This window comes from Acidobacteriota bacterium (assembly GCA_040752915.1).
In the GTDB taxonomy this organism is placed as follows: domain Bacteria; phylum Acidobacteriota; class UBA4820; order UBA4820; family DSQY01; genus JBFLVU01.
Genome location: JBFMHB010000002.1, coordinates 16,082 through 34,428, shown reverse-complemented (window position 1 = coordinate 34,428; position 18,347 = coordinate 16,082). Strand labels below are relative to the sequence as shown.

Below are 18,347 nucleotides of genomic sequence, written 5' to 3'. Positions count from 1 at the left end.
CTTCATGGGGGGGACAGGCGTGCGGGGGCGTCCCTCCTGCCCGGACAGGATGCTGAGAACGGAGTAACCTCTATTGTTTCAAGAACTTGACATCTTCGCCAGGAGGCACCAGAATCCTATACGGAGCTGTCGGGTTACGAGGGGCGGGGGCCTCTGGGTGGGATTCTCGTTCCGCATAGCGTGTGGGCCCTCTCTGGCTGAACCTGCAGCCTCGCGGGGAGGGGACTCATGCGCGCCACCATCAGACGGTCCTGCCTTACAGTCGTTGCGCTTCTCGCCGGGTTCGCCGTGGTTTCGATCGCCACGTGGAGCCAGAGGGCCAAGGAGCCGCTCCATCCCTTCGACCATTTGACCACCGTCCGGCCCGAGCTTCGGGTGGTGGAAATCCAGGCGGATGCGGATCTCCTGGAGGGCGCCGCCGCCCAGGCGGAGGGGTTGCGAGCCCTGCGCGCGGAGGCGGGGGGCCAGTGGCGCGCGTGGATGGACCTGCGTCGCGGCGTTCCCTCTCTCTTGGAAGGCGGGGCCATACCCTTCATTCCGGGGCCGGCGAACGATCTGGACCCGGCGGAATGGGGCATGGCCTGCCCCGACCCCGAGTGCCTGCCCGCCGGCACCGTCGAGTCCCTGGCCCTCGAATTCCTCTGGCGCCACCGGGATCTCTTCCAGGTCGATCCGTCCCAGTTCGTGCCGATCCGGGACGGCCTGGGGGCGGCGGGCCACATGGCCTACGCCAACTTCCAGCAGGTCGTCGCGGGCGTGCCGGTGGAGGGGGCGGTCATCCGTTTCCGGATCAACAACGGAAACCTGATCCAGGTGGTCACCGAGAAGGTGGCCGCCGTCCGGACGGACCCGCGGCCCGCCCTCAGCCTGGAGACCGCCTGGCAGATTCTGGCCGGGTACCTCCAGGATTTCCCGAGAGAAAAGGACGAAATTCTCGACACGGGCTCCCTGCTCCTGATCCCCGTCCTGCCTCGGGGAGCCGATCCAAACCGCTACGAGGGAGAGGTGGGAGCGGGCCTCGACCACGTCCTTTGCTACCGGCTCTCGTTCCGGCGCCCCGGTGTGGTGGGCATGTGGGAAGCTCTCGTGGACGCCCATTCGGGGGAGATCGTCCGCTTTGTCGATGCCAACCGCTACGGCCGGGTCCACGGCGTGGTCTATCCGGGCGACAACCACAACAACCCCTCCGACCGGCCCTTTCCCTTCGTCCGGACCAATTTGCCGGCACCCAACGATTACGCGGACGTGGGCGGGCTCTTCCCGGGCGATTCGGCCACCGTGGATCTCACCCAGGGGAAATACACCTGGATCAACGACTCGTGCGGGTCCACGAGCCTGTCGACCACGACGGGCGACGCGGACTACGGCCAGAGCGTGGGCACGGACTGCGGAGTGCCCAGCCCCAATCCCGGAGGTCCCGGCAACACGTGGTCGGCCAAGATCCAGTACTACCACCTCACCAACATCAATATCAAAGCCAGGACCTACATGCCGGGAAACACCTGGCTGAACTCGAGCCACATGAACGTGAACGTGAATCAGAACGCCTGGTGCAACGCAACCTCCGGGGGCGGAACGCTGAATTTCTACAAGGCCGCCGCGGGGTGCTGGAACCTGGGAGAGATCCCCGGGGTGTCGCTCCACGAGTGGGGCCACAGCATGGACGACTACGACGGTTCGGGGGGAGACAGCCCGCCCGTGGAGACGCGCGCCGACTGGACCGCGACCCTGCAGCTCCACGATTCCTGCACCGGCCGCGGCGCTTTCACGAGCGGGAACTGCGACGGCTACGGGGACGCCTGCACGGGTTGTTCGGGGATCCGGGACGCGGACTACATGATGCACGCCTCCCAGACGCCGTGGACCCCGCAAAATCAGGGGTCCGGCGGCGTTTGGAACTGCGGCGGGTCGGGCTCCTACAACGGGCCTTGCGGATGGGAGGACCACTGCGAATCGGGCCTCTCCACCCAGGCCCTGTGGGACTTCGTGAACCGGGATCTGCCGGCCCTGTGCGGCCTGGACCTTCCCACGGCCTGGCAGCTCGCGGACCGCCTCTTCTATTCGAGCATGCCCACTCTGGGCAACATGTACACCTGCACGCCCCCGACCTCCAACGGCTGCAACGGGGGGAGCCTGTATTCGACCATGAGGGCCTTCGACGACGACGGGGACGGGACGGCCAACGGGACGCCCCACGCGGCGGCGATCTACTCCAGCCTCGCCCGCCACGGAATCGCCTGCGGGTCCGCGGGCGACGCCACCAACCAGAACCAGACCTCCTGTCCTTCCCTGACCGTTCCCACGGCTTCGGTGGCCGCGGGGAGCGATTCGGCGCTCCTGACCTGGACCTCCGGCGGGCCGAACGCGACGCGCTATTTCATCTACCGGAACGAGATGAACTGCGACGCGGGGTTCACCAAGGTGGCCACGGTGAACGCCCCCTCCCTCGCCTACACGGACACGACCGTTGTCAACGGGATCACCTACTTCTACCGCGTGCAGGCCGCGACCGCAAGCGATTCCTGCGTGAGCGCCATGAGCGCCTGCGCGACGGTGACCCCCATGCCCTGCGCGGGATCCGTGTCCCTGTCCAAGGCGGTCGTCCGGTGCACGGACTCCGTGGGGGTGACCGTAGTGGATTCGAACGTCCCCGGCTCGCCCGCCACCCTTGCGGTGGAAGCCTGGTCCACCGCCGACGGAAGCCACAAGAGCTTCACCCTGTCCAATACTCCACCGGGGTCGGCTGTCTACACGGGCACCGTCGCCACCACGGATTCGTCCACACCCGGTCCCTCCGAGGTCCGCATGACCGACGGAGCCACCCTGACCGTGCGCTACGTGGACGCGGACTACTGCGGGACCCCGAACGTCGACGTGGACGGAACGGCCTCCGGGGACTGCCGGGCCCCGGTCATCTCCGACGTCTCGGCTTCCGTGAGCGGCCAAAACGTGACCGTCACATGGACCACGGACGAGCCCGCCGACTCGCGCGTGCGGTACGGCACATCCGTCCCGCCTTCCTCCACGGGGTCCGACGCGGCGTACGGGACGGCTCACTCGGTGACGCTGAGCGCCCTGGAAGCCTGCCGGGGCTACTACTACGCCGTGGATTCGGCGGACCCCGCCGGCAACTCCTCTTCCGACGACAACGGGGGCGCCTACTACGCCTTTACGACGGGCGTCACGAGCGCGCCCACCTACACGCGCACCGAGACCCCGGGGCTGGCCATTCCCGACGCGAACCCGGCAGGGGTGACCTCGGTCCTGTCCGTGCCCGACGACAAGGTCATCGTGGACGTGAACGTGACCATCCACTCCATCACCCACACCTACGACGGCGATCTGGACATCTATCTCGTGAGCCCCCAGGGCACCCAGGTCGAACTCTCCACCGACAACGGCGGCTCGGGCGAGAACTTCACGGAGACGGTCCTGGACGACGAGGCCTCCTCGTCCATCACGGGGGGGACGGCTCCCTTCACAGGCACCTTCCGTCCCGAGGGCTCCCTGTCGGCCTTCGACGGCCAGGTGGCGGCGGGGAACTGGGGCCTGAAGGTCGTGGACGACGCAGGTTCGGACACGGGAACCATCGATTCCTGGAGCCTGAGCTTCACCTTCCCCGCCCAGTCCTGTGGGGCCGAACTGGCCTACGCCTCCCACCTCCTGACGGACGCCTGCACCGGCTCGGGGGGAGGAGGCGGAGACGGCGTCTGGGACGCGGGGGAGGAGGCCATCCTTGCCGTGACGGCGGAAAACGTGGGAACCTCCGGCGCCACGGCGGTCCTGGGGAGCCTCTCCACCTCGACGCCGGGCATCCTCGTGCTGGTCGATTCGGCATCCTATTCCGACATTCCCTCCGGGGAGGAGCGCGCCTCCGATCCGCCCCACTTCCGGGTCTTCGCGGACCCCTCGGTCTCCTGCGGTACGTCGGCGACTTTCTCCCTGCACCTGGTCTCGAACCAGGGCGCCTGGGACGACACCTTCTCCGTGATGCTGGGCCAGCCCGTACCAGGGTCCGGAACGGCGCTGGACGAGGACTTCGGGTCGGGGATCCCCGGGACGTGGACGGTGGTGGACGGCGGATCTGGAGGGGGCGCGGCCTCCACGTGGACGACGTCGAACCCCGGGGGGAGAAACGCCACGGCGCCCATCACGGATCCCTTCGCCATCGTGGACAGCGACGAGGCGGGCTGGGGGGTGACACAAGACGAGCAGTTGATCACGCCGGTGCTGGACCTATCGGCGGCCACGACGGTGACGCTGGAGTTTGACCACTACTTCTACCGGTACGAGAGCGAGGTGTGCGACGTGGACGTCCGGTCGAGCCGGACGTCGGGGGCCTGGCAGAACGTGGGCCGGTGGACGGGGGCGAGCACGGCGAATCCGGAGCACGAGACCCTGGACCTGACGAGCCGCGCGGCGGGGGCCTCCGACGCGCAGGTGCGGTTCCGGTACTACAACGGGAGCTACGAGTGGTACTGGATGGTGGACAACGTTCGGGTCACCTACACCGCTCCCGGAGGGTGCGCCATGAGCGCCTGCGTGCCCGCCGCGGCCCCCGGCGAAACCGCGGGCACTCCGGCCACCCACATGAAGTGGACCGACGATTCGACCCTGGAATGGGGCTCCAACACAGAAGCCTATCACTACCACCTCTACCGAGGCGTCCTCGCGGACCTCTCGGCCCTGCTCGACGGCGGCCTGGATTCCTGCAAACGCCTGGACAACCTCGGATTGCCAGAAGCCACGGGTCTTTCAGACGATCCCGCGGCGGCCCCGGGAGGAGTCCTCTGGTACCTCGTCACCGGCTGGAATCCCGGGGGGGACGGTCACCCCGGAAGCGCATCCGCCGGCCCGCGCCACATCGATCCCACGGGCGCCTGCCCGTAGGGGGTGGGAGGGCATCCAGGATAGGAGGGGCGAGGACATGAAGTGGCCGGCCCTGGCATTGGGCTTGATTCTGTGGGCACCGCCGGGGACGGCCGCCGCGGAGATCCTCCGCATCGAACGGCGCACCGTGGAGGACCGCGCCCTCCTGCTCTCCGCGGGAGTCCAACTGGTTTACGAGTACGAGTCGGGCTTTCTGGCCCTGGCGGACGGAGCGGGCCCGGAGGACACCCTCCGCCGTCTCGGATACGATGCCGAAATCCTGGATCACCGGGAAGAGGGCGCCACCTACGCGGTGGCGGGGTTGAGGGATGGATGGTCGCCCGATTTCCAGAGAGCGTGCGGCGAAGTCCTCCGGTTCGAAGAGAATCTCGCGTTCCTCCGCTTCGAGGGGGATGTCCCCGAGGAATGCGTCCAGTCTCCCCGCTGGTTCTTCCAGATCCTGGATTTTCGCCCGCTTGCGCTTCCAGATCCGCCTCCGCCGGAGTACGCAGAAAGGCAGAGACGGGGAGAGCCGCTGGCCGTCACGCCCAAGCCTCTCGTCCAGTCCCTCGTGGACTCCCTGGACCCTTCCACCCTTTCGGGCGCATGGGACGCGGTCATCGGCGGCCGGTTCCCGAATACCTACACCACCCGGCACTCCCTGAGTTCCGGGTGCCAGACCGCGGTCCAGGGCGTCTTCGACGAGTTCGCCGAATGGGGCCTGAGCCCGTCGCTCCAGGATTACCGCGCGGGCTACGCGCCGAACGTCATCGGGACCCTTACCGGGAGGACGAATCCGGAACGCGTCTACATCGTGATCGGCCACCTGGATGACATGCCCTCCTCGGGGGCCGCCCCCGGGGCGGACGACAACGCCAGCGGTGCGGCCGTCGTCACCGCCGCGGCCCGGGCCATGGCGCCCTACGCCTTCGCCAATACCGTCAAGTTCATCGCCTGCACGGGGGAGGAGCAGGGCCTGTACGGGAGCGCGGCGTACGCCGACGACGCCCAGGCCCGCGGAGAGCAAATCCAGGCGGTCCTCAACGCGGACATGATCGGCTGGCAGGGGGATGGCTCTCCCGCGGCGGAAAACCTGGACCTCAATTACAACGCGTCTTCCCAGTGGCTCGGACTCCTGTTTGCGGACTGCGCTTCGGCGTATGCCACCGGCTGTCCGGTGGATGCCTTCTCCTGCGCGAGCCTGACGGCCAGCGACCACTATCCCTTCTGGCAGAAAGGGTGGTCGGCCGTCTGCGGGATCACGGACAACGAGGGATACTGCAGCCACGCCGGCCACTATCCCTACTACCACACGTCCAACGACACCCGGGCGAACTGCGGATCGCCCGGCTTCTTCTACTCGGCCGTGAAGGCCTACGTGGCCACCCTGGCCCACCTGGCGGACCCCCTGTGCGGACCGCCCGCCGTTCCCACCGGCGTTTCGGCGACGCCGGCCGGAGAGAACCGCGTCGAGGTGGCCTGGACCCCTGGGGGAGGTGGCCTGACCTACCGGGTCCTCCGGACGAGGGGGGGGTGCGCATCCGGGGAGGAGGCCCTGGTTCTCGGCGAAACGGCCTCCGCGGCCTTAACGGACGAAGGGGCCTCGGGAGGCGTCCCCTACGCCTACCGGATCCAGGCCCTGGACGCCACCGGCCACTGCCTTTCGGCCCCGAGCGACTGCGCCGAAGCGGTGACCACGGGGCCCTGCACCGAGCCCCCCTCCTTTTCGGGCCTGTCCTCCGTGGTGAACCCTGGAGAGGCGACCTGCTCCCTGGACCTGTCTTGGGAAGCGGCCGCCTCGTATTGCGGAAGTTCGGTGACCTACAACGTGTACCGGTCCACCTCCGCGGGATTCGTCCCCGATGCCTCGACCCGCATCGCCAGGGGGATCGTGGCGACGGCCTTCCGGGACGCGGCGGGCCTGGCCCTTGGGACAACGTACCATTACGTGGTTCGGGCCGTGGACGGCGGGACCGGTCAGGAGGACGGGAACCTCCTCGTCCGTTCCGGCACCCCCACCGGCAGCCACTCGAGTTTCACGGCGCTGGACGAGGACTTCGGGTCGGGGATCCCCGGGACGTGGACGGTGGTGGACGGCGGATCGGGAGGGGGCGCGGCCTCCACGTGGACGACGTCGAACCCCGGGGGGAGAAACGCCACGGCGCCCATCACGGATCCCTTCGCCATCGTGGACAGCGACGAGGCGGGAACGGGGGCGACACAAGACGAGCAGTTGATCACGCCGGTGCTGGACCTATCGGCGGCCACGTCGGTGACGCTGGAGTTCGACCACTACTTCTACCGGTACGAGAGCGAGGTGTGCGACGTGGACGTCCGGTCGAGCCGGACGTCGGGGGCCTGGCAGAACGTGGGCCGGTGGACGGGGGCGAGCACGGCGAATCCGGAGCACGAGACGCTCGACCTGACGAGCCGCGCGGCGGGGGCCTCCGACGCCCAGGTGCGCTTCCGGTACTACAACGGGAGCTACGAGTGGTACTGGATGGTGGACAACGTGCGCGTCGAGGCGGAGAGCGTGGAGCCGTGCGCCGCCGCGGGGGGGACTGCCGCGGTCAAGCCGGTGCCCGACGGCCGGTGGGTGACCGGAACGGCGGCGAGGGCCTCAAAAGCCAATGGGGACGGAAGCCAGGTGGACATCGCGTGGGACGTCTTCACCTGCGCGAGCCCGGACTACAACCTTTACTGGGGCGTGGCCAGCGGTCTGTCGGCCTGTGCGCTTTCGGGCGCCGTCTGCGGGATGGGGCCCTCGGGGACCTATGCGTGGACCTCTCCCTCCGTGCCCGTGGGGGAGGCCTTCATCTGGTGGGTCCTCGTGGGAACCGACGGGGAGGCCATGGAAAGTCACTGGGGAAGGGACTCGGCGGGGAGTGAGCGCCACCCCGCCGCCTCCAACCAGTGCGGCTTCACCGCCAAGAGCACCGCAACCGCCTGTCCGTGAGGCGCCTGGGCGTCCGGCCGGCACGGAGCCTGCTCTGGTCGCGTGCAAGTCCGTGAGCCCACGCACATTTCACGCGAGCCCGCCGAGCCCGAGGTCCCTTCGAGTAGCCCTCCGCCCCGTCCGGGGCTATCTTGTTCCCGTGCAGCACCTTCGAGTCGCCCCGGCGGGGCGGGGGAGGGGTGTCCATGGGTAGGGCAAAAAGACGGGGAACCCGGGCGGGGCTTTTCTCGGTCGCGGTGTGGATTGCGGCCCTTTCGTCCGCCTTGTGGGCGGGGCCGGTCATCACGGACGTGCAGGTCAGCGAAATCACGGATACCACGGCCACGGTGACCTGGACGACCAACGAGGCCGCCGACAGCCGCGTGGATTTCGGTCCCACCCGCGCCCTGGGCTCTTATGTGGAAGTAGAGGAAGCGGGCACGTCCCATTCCATCACGCTCACGGATTTGCCCTGCGACACGTACCTCTTCTCGGTCACTTCCAGCAACCAGGATGGAACCACCACGGAAGACGACGGGGGGCAGTACCACCTGTTCACGCTGGACTGCGCCCGGCTGGAGGTCGCTTCCCATTGGTGGATGGACTCCTGCGATTCAAGTCCCGGAGACGGGTTGGCCGGCCCGGGGGAGACCCTTGATCTGACCTTGAGGATCCTCAACCGGGGGGGAACGGATGCCACCGCCGCTCAGGTCGCGGTGTCCACCTCCACGTCCGGGGTGACCGTCACCCCCTCCTCCGTTTCGCTCGACACGGTGGAGGCCTACGATACCACCCTGTTTTTCCAGCCGGAGGACGCTTCGTTCACCGTCGACATCGGCCGAGACGTTCCCTGCGGCGCGCGCATGTCCTTCACGGTGACGATGACTTGCGAACAGGGGTCCTGGCAGGAGACCTTCGTCATTCCGGTGGGGTCCCCGGCTGCGTACCTGCTCGAGGAGGACTTCTCCGAAGACGATCCCCCGACGGGCTGGAGCCTCGAGGACGGTGGAGACGCGGGCCAGACCTGGACCACCGCCAATCCGGCCGAGCGTCCCCTCCCCGAGGGCATGAGCGGGTACGTGGAGATTCTGGACTCGGACCACTACGGGGAGGGGGGAATCCAGGAAGACAGCCTGGTCTCGCCGTCCCTGGATTGCACGGACGCCGTTTCCGTGGACCTGACCTTCCGTTCTTTTCTCTGGGCGTTCCAAACGGGCCACGAGGAGTCGGCGTTCGTGGACGTGAGCACCGACGGGGGAACCACGTGGCAGACGGTGGAGACCTGGCGCGTGAGCGTGGGGAATCCTCCCGCCGGGGGGTTCCCGCCGGAAGCCGATCCCGGCGAGTCCGTTCCCGTGGTCCTGGACCTCAGCGACCTGGCCGCGGGCCACTCCGACGTCCGCGTTCGCTTCCGGTACCTGGGCCACTACGGGTATTACTGGATGGTGGACGACGTTAAGGTGGCGGCCTGGGAGAGCGGAGGATCCTGCTCCGCGACGCCTTGTTGCGACGTGCCCTCCGGATTGTCCGCCCCGTCCGTCACGGACGAGAACGGGATCTGCGCCGACGACGGCGCCCGGATCACCTGGGCGGCCGCTCCCACGGCCTGGGGGGACGAGGGCCTTTCCAGCCCCGATCGGGGCTATCGCGTCTTCCGCGGCGCCACCGACGCCTCGGGCTACATCGCCTACGGCGCCACCTCCTGGGTGGACACGGGCGGCACGAACAACACGGCCTACGATTATTCGGTGAAGTACATCAACACCTGCGGCGAGGAGGCGTCCACGTCCACGGTGTCGGGCACCGACGCCTACCAGCCCGCCACCCCCACGATCACGGGGGACTCCACCAACACCTGCCCGGCCACCACGGTGGCTCTGAGCACGGAAAGCGGGATGTCCTCGTACCAGTGGAGAAAAAACGGGAACCCCGTGGGGACGAACAGCGCCGCCTACACGGCCACGGAGAGCGGAACCTACACGGTCTCCTATACCAACGGCTCGGGGTGCTCGGGCACCTCGGCGGGGCACGCCGTGACCATCCAGACCTGCTCCGTGGCCCCGGCGCCCGACGGGCGGGGAGGCACCTCGCCCGCGCGCGGGGTCAAGTCAGGGTCGGACATCACGGTGACCTTCGACTCCACGACCTGTCCGGCCCCCTCCTACAACCTGTACTACGGCCCCCTCTCGAGCGTGTCCACCTATGGCTGGACCGGCTCCGTGTGCGGCATCACCAGCGGCTCCTCCTGGACCCCGCCCTCGGGGAACACCTTCTGGATCATCGTGGGCGATTCGGGCCCCATGGAGAGTTCCTGGGGGCTCAAGCGCGTCGGCGGAGTGGAGAGCCAGCGGAGCACGAGCGCTTCGGGGCTGTGCGGAAACAGCCTGATCGACACAACGAGCACGTGCCCCTGAGGGTTCTCCGACCGGGAAGATCGGTCCATGAGGTCGGGTGCCGCGTCGGCTTCCTTGCACTCGGCCCACCGCCGTCGGGAGGCGCCTTCCTCCGCTTCGTTCCGGAAGGCGGGTAGCGCAAGACGGGTCAAGAAAACCCCGGACAGCCGTGCGGATGGGCCTAATCTTCTTCGAGGGAGCAGGTTCGCCGGATGAGGTCGCGGAGCCCTTCGAGGTCGCCTTCCGCCAGGAGGCGGAGGGCCCCTCCGCGGTAGAGGGCCTCCAGGGCCTTCTGGATTTCGCCATAGGGGCGTCCCTCGGCCATGAGCCGCCCTCGAAGGCTCCCCATCAGGTCCGTCAGCCCGGCGTACTCCTCCCCGTAGGTGTTCTCCAGTTCCTCCCGGAGGGCACGGGAAAGGGCCGGGCAACGGCCGTCGGTGGCCACCGCGAGGGTGAGGTCCCCCCGCCGCACCACGGCGGGCAGGGTGAAGGTGCAGAGGGCCGGTCGGTCGGCCACGTTGACGAGGATCCCGCGCCGCACCGCCTCGGCGGAGACGCGGGCGTTCACCTCCTCGTCGTCGGTGGCGGCCACGGCCAGGAAGGCGCCTTCCAGATCTCCATCGGCGTAAGGGCGGGCTTCCAGGCGAAGGCGCCCCGCCGCGGCCAGGAGGCGAATCTCGGGGTGGGGAGATTCGGCCACCACCGAGACGCGGGCTCCGGCGGCGAGGAGGCCGCCGACCTTCCGGAGGGCCACGTTCCCTCCGCCCACGACCACGGCCTTGCGGCCCTTGACGTTGAGGTTGACGAAGTAGCTCACGGTTCTCCTCCCTCGGACCCTGAAGGAGGGGGCGTCACGCCGACGCCTTTCCGGCTTCCACCAGAAGGGTGCCCGCGGGAAGGGAGTGGACCTTCACCCCGCAGAGGCCGAGGGCGTCCAGGGTCTGGACGAGCCGGTTGACGCTCCAGGTGCGGCATCCTCCCTGGGCCACCCGCCGCCCGAGGGCGCCGAGGACCACCTCGGGGGGAGGCAGGACGCTGGAGGGCAGGAAGGCGTCGTGAAGGAAGACCCGGCCGCCGGAATCGAGGGCTTCAACGGCGCATTCCAGGATCTTCTGCACGTCGCCGCGGCTGGAGGAGGCCAGGAGACCCGAGAGGAAGATCGTACCGAAGGGGGCGCCCTCCCTTGGGATCGGGGCCAGCATGCGAAGCCCGCGGTCCGGGCCTTCCAAGGGGTTCCGGTGGGAAAAGGCCAGGTCCGGCCATCGGGTGCGGAGGGCCTCGGCATAGGCTTCCCCTCCCCAGCCAATCAGGAGAACGGGGCCCGGAGGCCGTGAATCGAGTTTCTCCACGACGGCGGGAGCGGCGAATCGGGCGAGGGCCTCGCAGGCGGCGGCCCCCGCAGGGTTCGGATCGGGGGCCACGAAGTCGCGGCACCCCTCCTGGACGTACGCCTTCAGGCGGTCCCAGGAAACGGAGAGGGACGCCTGGTGGAGGAGCGTGGGCCGGAGCGAATGGGGCGAACCGTCCCGCAGGTACCGGGAGGAGAGTTCCAGGTTGCCGTAGCCGTCCTCCCGCTTTTCGAGCAGTCCCAAGGCCACGAGGGCGTCCAGGATCTCCACGGCGGCGGACGCGTCCCAGCCCAGCGCGGCGGCCAGGGACTCGGGCGGTTCCGGCGTCTCGGTGCGGTCGAAGAGGGAGACCTCGAGGGCGAGACCCAAAGCCTGTGAGCCGAGGCCCGCCGAGGCCAGGCGGAGAAGCTGATCGGGTACGGGGGACGGGTCGAAGCGGGCGGAGCCGTCGGCGCGCCGTGCGAGGTCCCGCTCGGCATGGCTGATCTTCTCCCTCAGGCGCACCACCTCCCCCACGACGAAAGTGGCGGGCGGCCGGATCCCCGCCCGGGCGAGGTCCTCCTCCACGCGCCCCAGCGTGCTGACGAGGACGGCCTCGTCGTGCCAGAAGGCCATCTGGATGAACGCGCACGGGGTCTTGGGGCTCCGCCCATGGCGGATGAGGCGGGAGGCGATCCGCCCCGCGTTTTTCACGCCCATGAGGAAGACCAGGGTGTCGAGGCGGGCCAGGGCCTCCCAGTCGATGCGGGTCTCCTCGTCCTTGGCCTCGTGGCCCGTGACGATGGCCACGCAGGAGGCGTTCTCCCGGTGGGTGACGGCGATGCCCGCCGAGAGAGGCGCCGCCAGGGCGGAGGAGACGCCGGGGATGACCTCGAAGGCCACGCCGTGGGCGGCCAGGTACTCGGCCTCCTCGCCCCCCCGTCCGAAGACGAAGGGATCTCCGCCCTTGAGCCGCACGACGACCTTCCCCTCTCGGGCCTTCCGGACGAGCACCTCGTGGATTTCGTCCTGGCGCGAGTCGTGCTTGCCTACGGGCTTCCCCATGTAGAGGCGTTCGGCGGAGGGCTTGGCGAGGGCGAGGACCTCCTCCTGGATCAGGCGGTCGTACACGATCACGTCGCCCTGGCGCAGGAGGGCCGCGGCCTTGAGAGTGAGGAGTTCGGGGTGGCCCGGGCCCGCGCCCACGATGTACACCTTGCCGGGTCTCATGCGATGTCCCTCTTCGGGGTCCTTCCCTTCGGGGGATGGGGATCACCGAGCGGCCTGTGTAGCATGGGGGCCGGCAGGGGTCAATGGAAGGACGGGCCCGCGGTCCGAGGTGGGGGATTGTAACAAAATGTTATGAAAAGGCGCGGAAAAAGGATTCGAAACCCCTTGCTTTGAGGCCTCGCCCGGGTGCATCCTGTTGACGCCGATGCGGGGCGTGTCCAAATTATACGGAGGGGGTCGGCCATGGCGGTCATCACCATTTCCCGCGGGTCTTTCAGCGGCGGCAAGATCCTGGCCGAGTGCCTGGCCGACAACCTGAGCTACCGGTGCGTGGACCGCGACGTGATCGTGGAGCGGGCCGCCGCGTACGGCGTTACCCAGGAAGAACTCCGGAGCGCCCTCATGAACCCCCCGGGGTTCTGGGACCGGTTCAACCACAAGAAGTACGTCTACCTCACCCTGATCCAGGCCGCGCTGACGGAGGAGGTCCGGGGGGGGAAAGCCATCTACCACGGCAACGCGGGCCACCTTCTGCTTCGGGGAGTGAGCCACGTCCTGAGGACCCGCATCATCGCGCCCTTCGAACACCGGGTGGCCATGGTCCAGGACCGGCTCAAGATGACCCGCGAGGAATCCGTCGCCTACATCCAGAAGATGGACCAGGACCGCAAGAAGTGGACCCACTATCTCTACGGCGTGGACTGGGGCGAACCCTCCCTCTACGATATCGTGCTGAACCTCGAGTACATGGACATCAAGGAGGCGTGCGACATCATCGCCTCCGTCGCGAGGCAGCGGGTGTTCGAGGAAACGGAGGATTCGATGGCGGCCATGGAGGACCTGGCCCTCGCCAGCCGGATCCGAGCCAGCCTCGTCACCCATCCGGCCACGGGCACGCTGGAAGTGGACGTGGAGGCTCATGGGGGGGCGGTGACCATTCGGGGGAAACTGGCCAACCGCGAACAAGTGAAGGAGGTCCAGGAGGTGGTCTGGAAGATTCAGGGGGTCACGAGCGTGAGTTTGGAGGGACTGGTCCAGCCGCCCAGCGCGTAGCCCGGGAGAGGGCCCGGCACCCGCGGAAATCATGGGGGGCGTGGCCGAGCAGGGGGGGACATGTCGATCTTCTTACCTGTCGCCGGAATCAGCATCAACCTGTTCCTGGTCATGGGGGCCGGAGCCATCGTCGGCTTCATGTCCGGGATGTTCGGGGTGGGAGGCGGGTTTCTGCTCACGCCCATCCTGATCATGATGGGCATCCCGCCCACCGTCGCGGCCGCCTCGGACTCCTGCCAGATCGTGGCGGCCTCGGCGTCCGGGGCGGCCGCCCACTTCCGCCTGAAAAACGTGGACGTGAAGTTGGGGTCCATTCTCCTCATCGGGGGACTCGTGGGCGGGGCCATCGGCGTGCGGATCATCAAGGTCCTGCGGGCCATGGGCAACGCCGACTTCCTCATCACGGTGACCTACGTGGTGGTCCTGGGAAGCGTCGGGGGGTACATGTTCTTCGAAAGCCTCAACGCCCTCCGGCGCGGCGGGATGGCCCCGAAGAAGTCGGGGGCGGTCAAGAAGCCCGGGCTACTCTCCCGGCTCCCGTTCCAGATGAACTTCCCCACCGCCGGGGTCCAGCATTCGGTGTTCGTTCCCTTCTTCCTGTGCATGGTCGTCGGGATTCTCGCCGCCATCATGGGCGTGGGGGGCGGCTTCATCATGGTCCCCATGATGGTGTACCTCCTGCGGATGCCCATGCACGTGGCGGTGGGAACCGACCTCTTCCAGATCTTCTTCACCTGCGCCGGGGTCACCTTCATGCAGGCCACCACGAACCATACGGTGGACCTGGTCCTGGCCCTGCTCCTCATGATCGGATCCACGATAGGGGCCCAGATCGGCGCCCGGGTGGGCAAGCGGCTGAGGGGCGATCAGCTCAAGATTCTCCTCGCCTCCATCGTCCTGTTGGTCATGGTGAAGATGGCGTTCAGCCTGGTGGTCACGCCGGCGAGCCTTCTTTCGTACGCCACGGGGGGAGGGCACTGACATGAAGCGCGCACGAACCGCATCGCTGGTTGCCCTGGCCGTTCTTTCCTTTGCGCTTTCCGGATTCTCTCAGGAACCCGCCGCACCGACGGCCCGGATCAGTCCGGAGGTGATCCGGATGGACGCCTTCTACGGCGGGGCCCAGATCCGGGTGGAGGGCGAAGTGCCCGCCGGGAGCGGCGTGTACCTCGTCGTGAAAGGACCTCAGATCGAGGAGTCCTTCAACAAGAAGGGCCGCTTCGGGCCCATCTGGGCCAATGCGGGGAAGGTCCGCATCGCCGGCGTCCCCGCCCTCTTCATCGGCTTCTCGAGCGCCCCGCTGGCCGACCTCCTCTCCCGGGAAGCCCTCGAGGCGGGCCAGTTGGACGTGACCTCGATCCAGGCCCAAATGAAGGTGGACCCGCCGGTCATGGACCAGCCGCTCGTGAGGGAGAACTACCTGAAGCTCAAATCCGATCAGGGGATCCTCCAGGTGAACGAGGGCACCGTTGCGGTGACGCCGGGGGAGAACTCGAGCCGCTACGCCGTCTCCTTCGCCTGGCCCAAAGTGGCCCCGCCGGCGGACTACCGGCTGGAAGTGTACGCCTGCAGGGACGGAAGGGTCCTGTCTCGAGCGGAACTTCCCCTCAAGGTCTTGAAGGTGGGGTTCCCCGAGAAGATGGCCGGAATGGCCAAGGACCGGGCGGTCCTGTACGGCATTCTGTGCATTCTCGTGGCCACGCTGGCGGGCCTGGGCATCGATTTCATCGCCTCCAGGCTGGGCGGAAAGGTCTCCGCCCACTAAGAGACACGCCGGGAGGGAAAGGCGCCCGAGGGCATTTCCGGCGGGTACGGCCAAAATCGCTCACGGGGAGGAATAGACCGCTAAGGGTCCCCACTCCAGCGGTGATCACCTGGCCCGAGGACCCGATCGCGGAGGTGGCCTGCCCATGTGGCTTCCGTGGAGAGGCAAGGGGACCGACGCGGAAGTCCGTTCCGCGGAGGCCCGCATGCGGGAGCACTACCGGTGCTTCCGCGACCTCCTCGCCTACAACAACGAGTGCCTCGAACGCATGGCGTCCCTCCAGGAGGATCTCCAGTACGTCCCCCCTCTCCGGGACGTGATCGGTCCGAGGATCGCCGAGGTCTTCGACCGGGCCCGCGGGACCGTCGAGGCACTGGAGACCCTCACGGAGAACAAGTTCCCGCGGCTGGTGAGGCTCCTGGCCAGACAGCGCCATGAGGTGGAGGCCTTCGTCGCGGCGGGGCAGGAGAGGGAGACTCCGCGGCTCGCCGCATCCCTGGCGGAGATAGACCTTCGTGCTTCGGACGAAGTGGGCGGAAAGACGGCCTACCTCGGAGAAGTTCGGAACCACGTCGGACTGCCCGTTCCAGAGGGCTTTGTCCTGACGACGGAAGCCTATCGCCAGACCGTGGGCATCCCGCTCTGGCGGGAGATCCGGGATGCCCTGAGGGAGGTGGATCCGGACGATCTCGAGGGGATTCGGGAGGCCTCCCGGCGTCTGGTCGCCAAAGTGCTCGAGGCGCCCATCCCCCGGGCCGTGGAAGTGGCTCTGATGGAGAGAGCCAAGCGCCTCGACACACTCGGCCAGGGCTTCGCGGTCCGTTCCAGCGCAGTGGGAGAAGGTGGGCCGCAGACCTTCGCCGGACAGTTCTTGAGCCTCCTCAACGTTCCGGAGAACCAGCTCCTCGACGCGTACCGGAAGGTGCTCGCGAGCCGCTTCTCCGAGAGGGCCATCGCGTACCGCCGCTCGCGGGGCATCGGGGAGGTGGAAAGCCCCATGGCGGTCCTGGTGATTCCCGTCCTGCGAGCGAAGGCGGCGGGGATTCTGTACACGAGGGACCCGAACCAGCCGAGCTCGGGTAACCTTCTCATCACGGCCACTCGAGGGCTGGGCGTGGACCTGGCCGGGGGGAGCGCCTCCGCCGACCTGTTCGTACTGGCGAGGGGTCGGAGCCACGCGGTCCTTGAACGGCATATCACCCGAAAGGAATCCCAAGTTGTGCTCGGGGAACGGGGGGGGATAGCGAGGAGAATCCTCGACGTGAACGAGTCCAGAGGATCCTCCATGGAAACGGAAGATCTGCAGGTTTTGGCGCACTGGGGGGTGCGGCTCGAGGCCCACTTCAAGGCCCCGCAGGACGTGGAGTGGGTCCTCGACGAAGACGGCGCCCTGTGGATCGTCCAGACTCGGGACCTCGCCCTCGGATTCAAGTCAGGCGGAGGGAAGTCCAGGGGAAACCCCAGGGCCGAGCCCCTCCTGAAGGGTGGGAAGACCATCTACGGCGGCCGGGCCTCGGGACCGGCGTTTCACGTGGAGGACGTTGAATCCCTCGCCCACGTGCCCTCCGGAGCCATTCTTTTCGTGCGGCGCCCCATGCCCGACATCGTCAAGGTCCTGAACCGAATCGCCGGAGTCGTTGCGGAACGGGGGATCGTCACGGGCCACGGCGCTGCGCTCCTCAGGGAGTTCAAGATCCCGTCCGCGTTTCAGATGGCCCACGCGATGGAGCGCACGTCCCACGGTTCGGAGGTGAGCCTGGACGCCGGCAGTCCGGCCCTTTACGGCGGGATTCTCTGGGCCGCTCCCACCGCCGAAGTCCCCCTCGGGGAGAGGTACGCCGAGCTCAGGGAGGATCCGATCCACTCCAGCCTGCTGACGCTCAACCTCGTGGACCCGTCGGCCTTCAATTTTCGGGCTTCGGGGTGCCGGTCCGCCCACGATATCCTCCGGTTTTCCCACGAGAAGGCCATCGAAACCATGTTTTCAGTGAACGACAGGGCGGCGGATCGGTCGCCCCTGAGCGCAAGGAGGCTCGTCGCGGCGACACCCATCCGCCTCTTCGTCCTGGACCTGGGAGGGGGGGTGCGGCTTGAGGACCCGGAGACGAGGGAGATCTTGCCCGAGCAAATCACATCCCGGCCTTTCGCGGCCTTTTGGTGCGGAGTCACCCATCCCGGCGTGTCCTGGAGCCGGCAGATGCCGGCCAGCCTGAACGGCCTCGCCTCGGTGGTGGCGGGATCCTTCGCATCCCACTCCAGCGCCCGGAGGGCCCTGGGAGAGCGGAGCTACCTCCTGGTGGCCGACGAGTACATGAACCTCAACAGCCGTCTGGCCTACCACTTCACGCTCGTGGACGCGTGCCTCTCGGATCAGGCCAACGCCAACTACATCTCCTTCCGTTTCGCCGGCGGCGGCGCGACCCGGTGGCGCAGGAACCTCCGGGCGGTCTTCATCGAGAAGGTGCTCTCTCGCCAGGGATTCCTGGCGGACCGGAGAGGGGACGTCGTGAACGCCTGGCACAGGAAGGGCACCGCGGAGGAGACCGCGGCGGCCCTGGACATCCTGGGCCGCTTGATGGCTTGCTCCAGCCAGTTGGACATGTACATGGAGAGCCACGAGGCGATGGAATGGTATGTGGCCCAGTTCATGGCGGGGAATTACCGATTCGACCCGGAAGCGTCGCCTTGTCGCCCCCCCCGGGAAAGCGGGCGGTAGATCCACGGGCGCGGGCGGTCCCGCCCCCGTTGTGTGAAGGTCCCACTCCGCTCGATGT

General features: G+C 67.9%; 9 protein-coding genes. 7 read left to right on the top strand and 2 right to left on the bottom strand.

Annotated features, from left to right (window positions below):
* The first annotated feature begins 228 nt into the window (after positions 1-228).
* From AB1824_00930 to AB1824_00920, 3 genes are all read left to right on the top strand, one after another.
* On the top strand, positions 229-4,890 hold the full coding sequence (locus AB1824_00930; protein MEW5763512.1) for a proprotein convertase P-domain-containing protein: 4,662 nt from the start codon (positions 229-231) through the stop codon (positions 4,888-4,890).
* A 37-nt stretch (positions 4,891-4,927) separates the two neighbouring features.
* Positions 4,928-7,825 carry a M28 family peptidase gene (locus AB1824_00925; protein ID MEW5763511.1) on the top strand — a complete coding sequence of 966 codons (2,898 nt, stop codon included), beginning with the start codon at positions 4,928-4,930 and terminating at the stop codon, positions 7,823-7,825.
* Between the two features lie 185 nt (positions 7,826-8,010).
* Positions 8,011-10,218 carry a hypothetical protein gene (locus AB1824_00920; protein ID MEW5763510.1) on the top strand — a complete coding sequence of 736 codons (2,208 nt, stop codon included), beginning with the start codon at positions 8,011-8,013 and terminating at the stop codon, positions 10,216-10,218.
* Between the two features lie 160 nt (positions 10,219-10,378).
* Here AB1824_00920 and AB1824_00915 read toward each other — a convergent pair whose 3' ends face one another.
* Positions 10,379-11,014, bottom strand: coding sequence for a bifunctional precorrin-2 dehydrogenase/sirohydrochlorin ferrochelatase (locus AB1824_00915; protein ID MEW5763509.1), 636 nt, complete (start codon positions 11,012-11,014; stop codon positions 10,379-10,381).
* 34 nt (positions 11,015-11,048) lie between these two features.
* On the bottom strand, positions 11,049-12,755 hold the full coding sequence (cobA, locus tag AB1824_00910; protein ID MEW5763508.1) for a uroporphyrinogen-III C-methyltransferase: 1,707 nt from the start codon (positions 12,753-12,755) through the stop codon (positions 11,049-11,051).
* Positions 12,756-12,998: 243 nt separating this feature from the next.
* On the opposite strand from cobA, the gene AB1824_00905 reads away from it, so the two are divergent.
* From AB1824_00905 to AB1824_00890, 4 genes are all read left to right on the top strand, one after another.
* Positions 12,999-13,808: a cytidylate kinase family protein gene (locus AB1824_00905; GenBank protein ID MEW5763507.1), complete on the top strand. Its 810-nt coding sequence runs from the start codon at positions 12,999-13,001 to the stop codon at positions 13,806-13,808.
* Between the two features lie 60 nt (positions 13,809-13,868).
* A complete protein-coding gene (locus tag AB1824_00900) occupies positions 13,869-14,789 on the top strand; it encodes a sulfite exporter TauE/SafE family protein (protein ID MEW5763506.1) in 921 nt (306 codons plus the stop codon).
* Between the two features lies 1 nt (position 14,790).
* Complete coding sequence (locus AB1824_00895) at positions 14,791-15,573, top strand: TIGR02186 family protein (GenBank protein MEW5763505.1); 783 nt, start codon at positions 14,791-14,793, stop codon at positions 15,571-15,573.
* A gap of 145 nt (positions 15,574-15,718) precedes the next feature.
* Positions 15,719-18,289 carry a PEP/pyruvate-binding domain-containing protein gene (locus tag AB1824_00890; protein MEW5763504.1) on the top strand — a complete coding sequence of 857 codons (2,571 nt, stop codon included), beginning with the start codon at positions 15,719-15,721 and terminating at the stop codon, positions 18,287-18,289.
* The last annotated feature ends 58 nt before the right edge of the window (positions 18,290-18,347 follow it).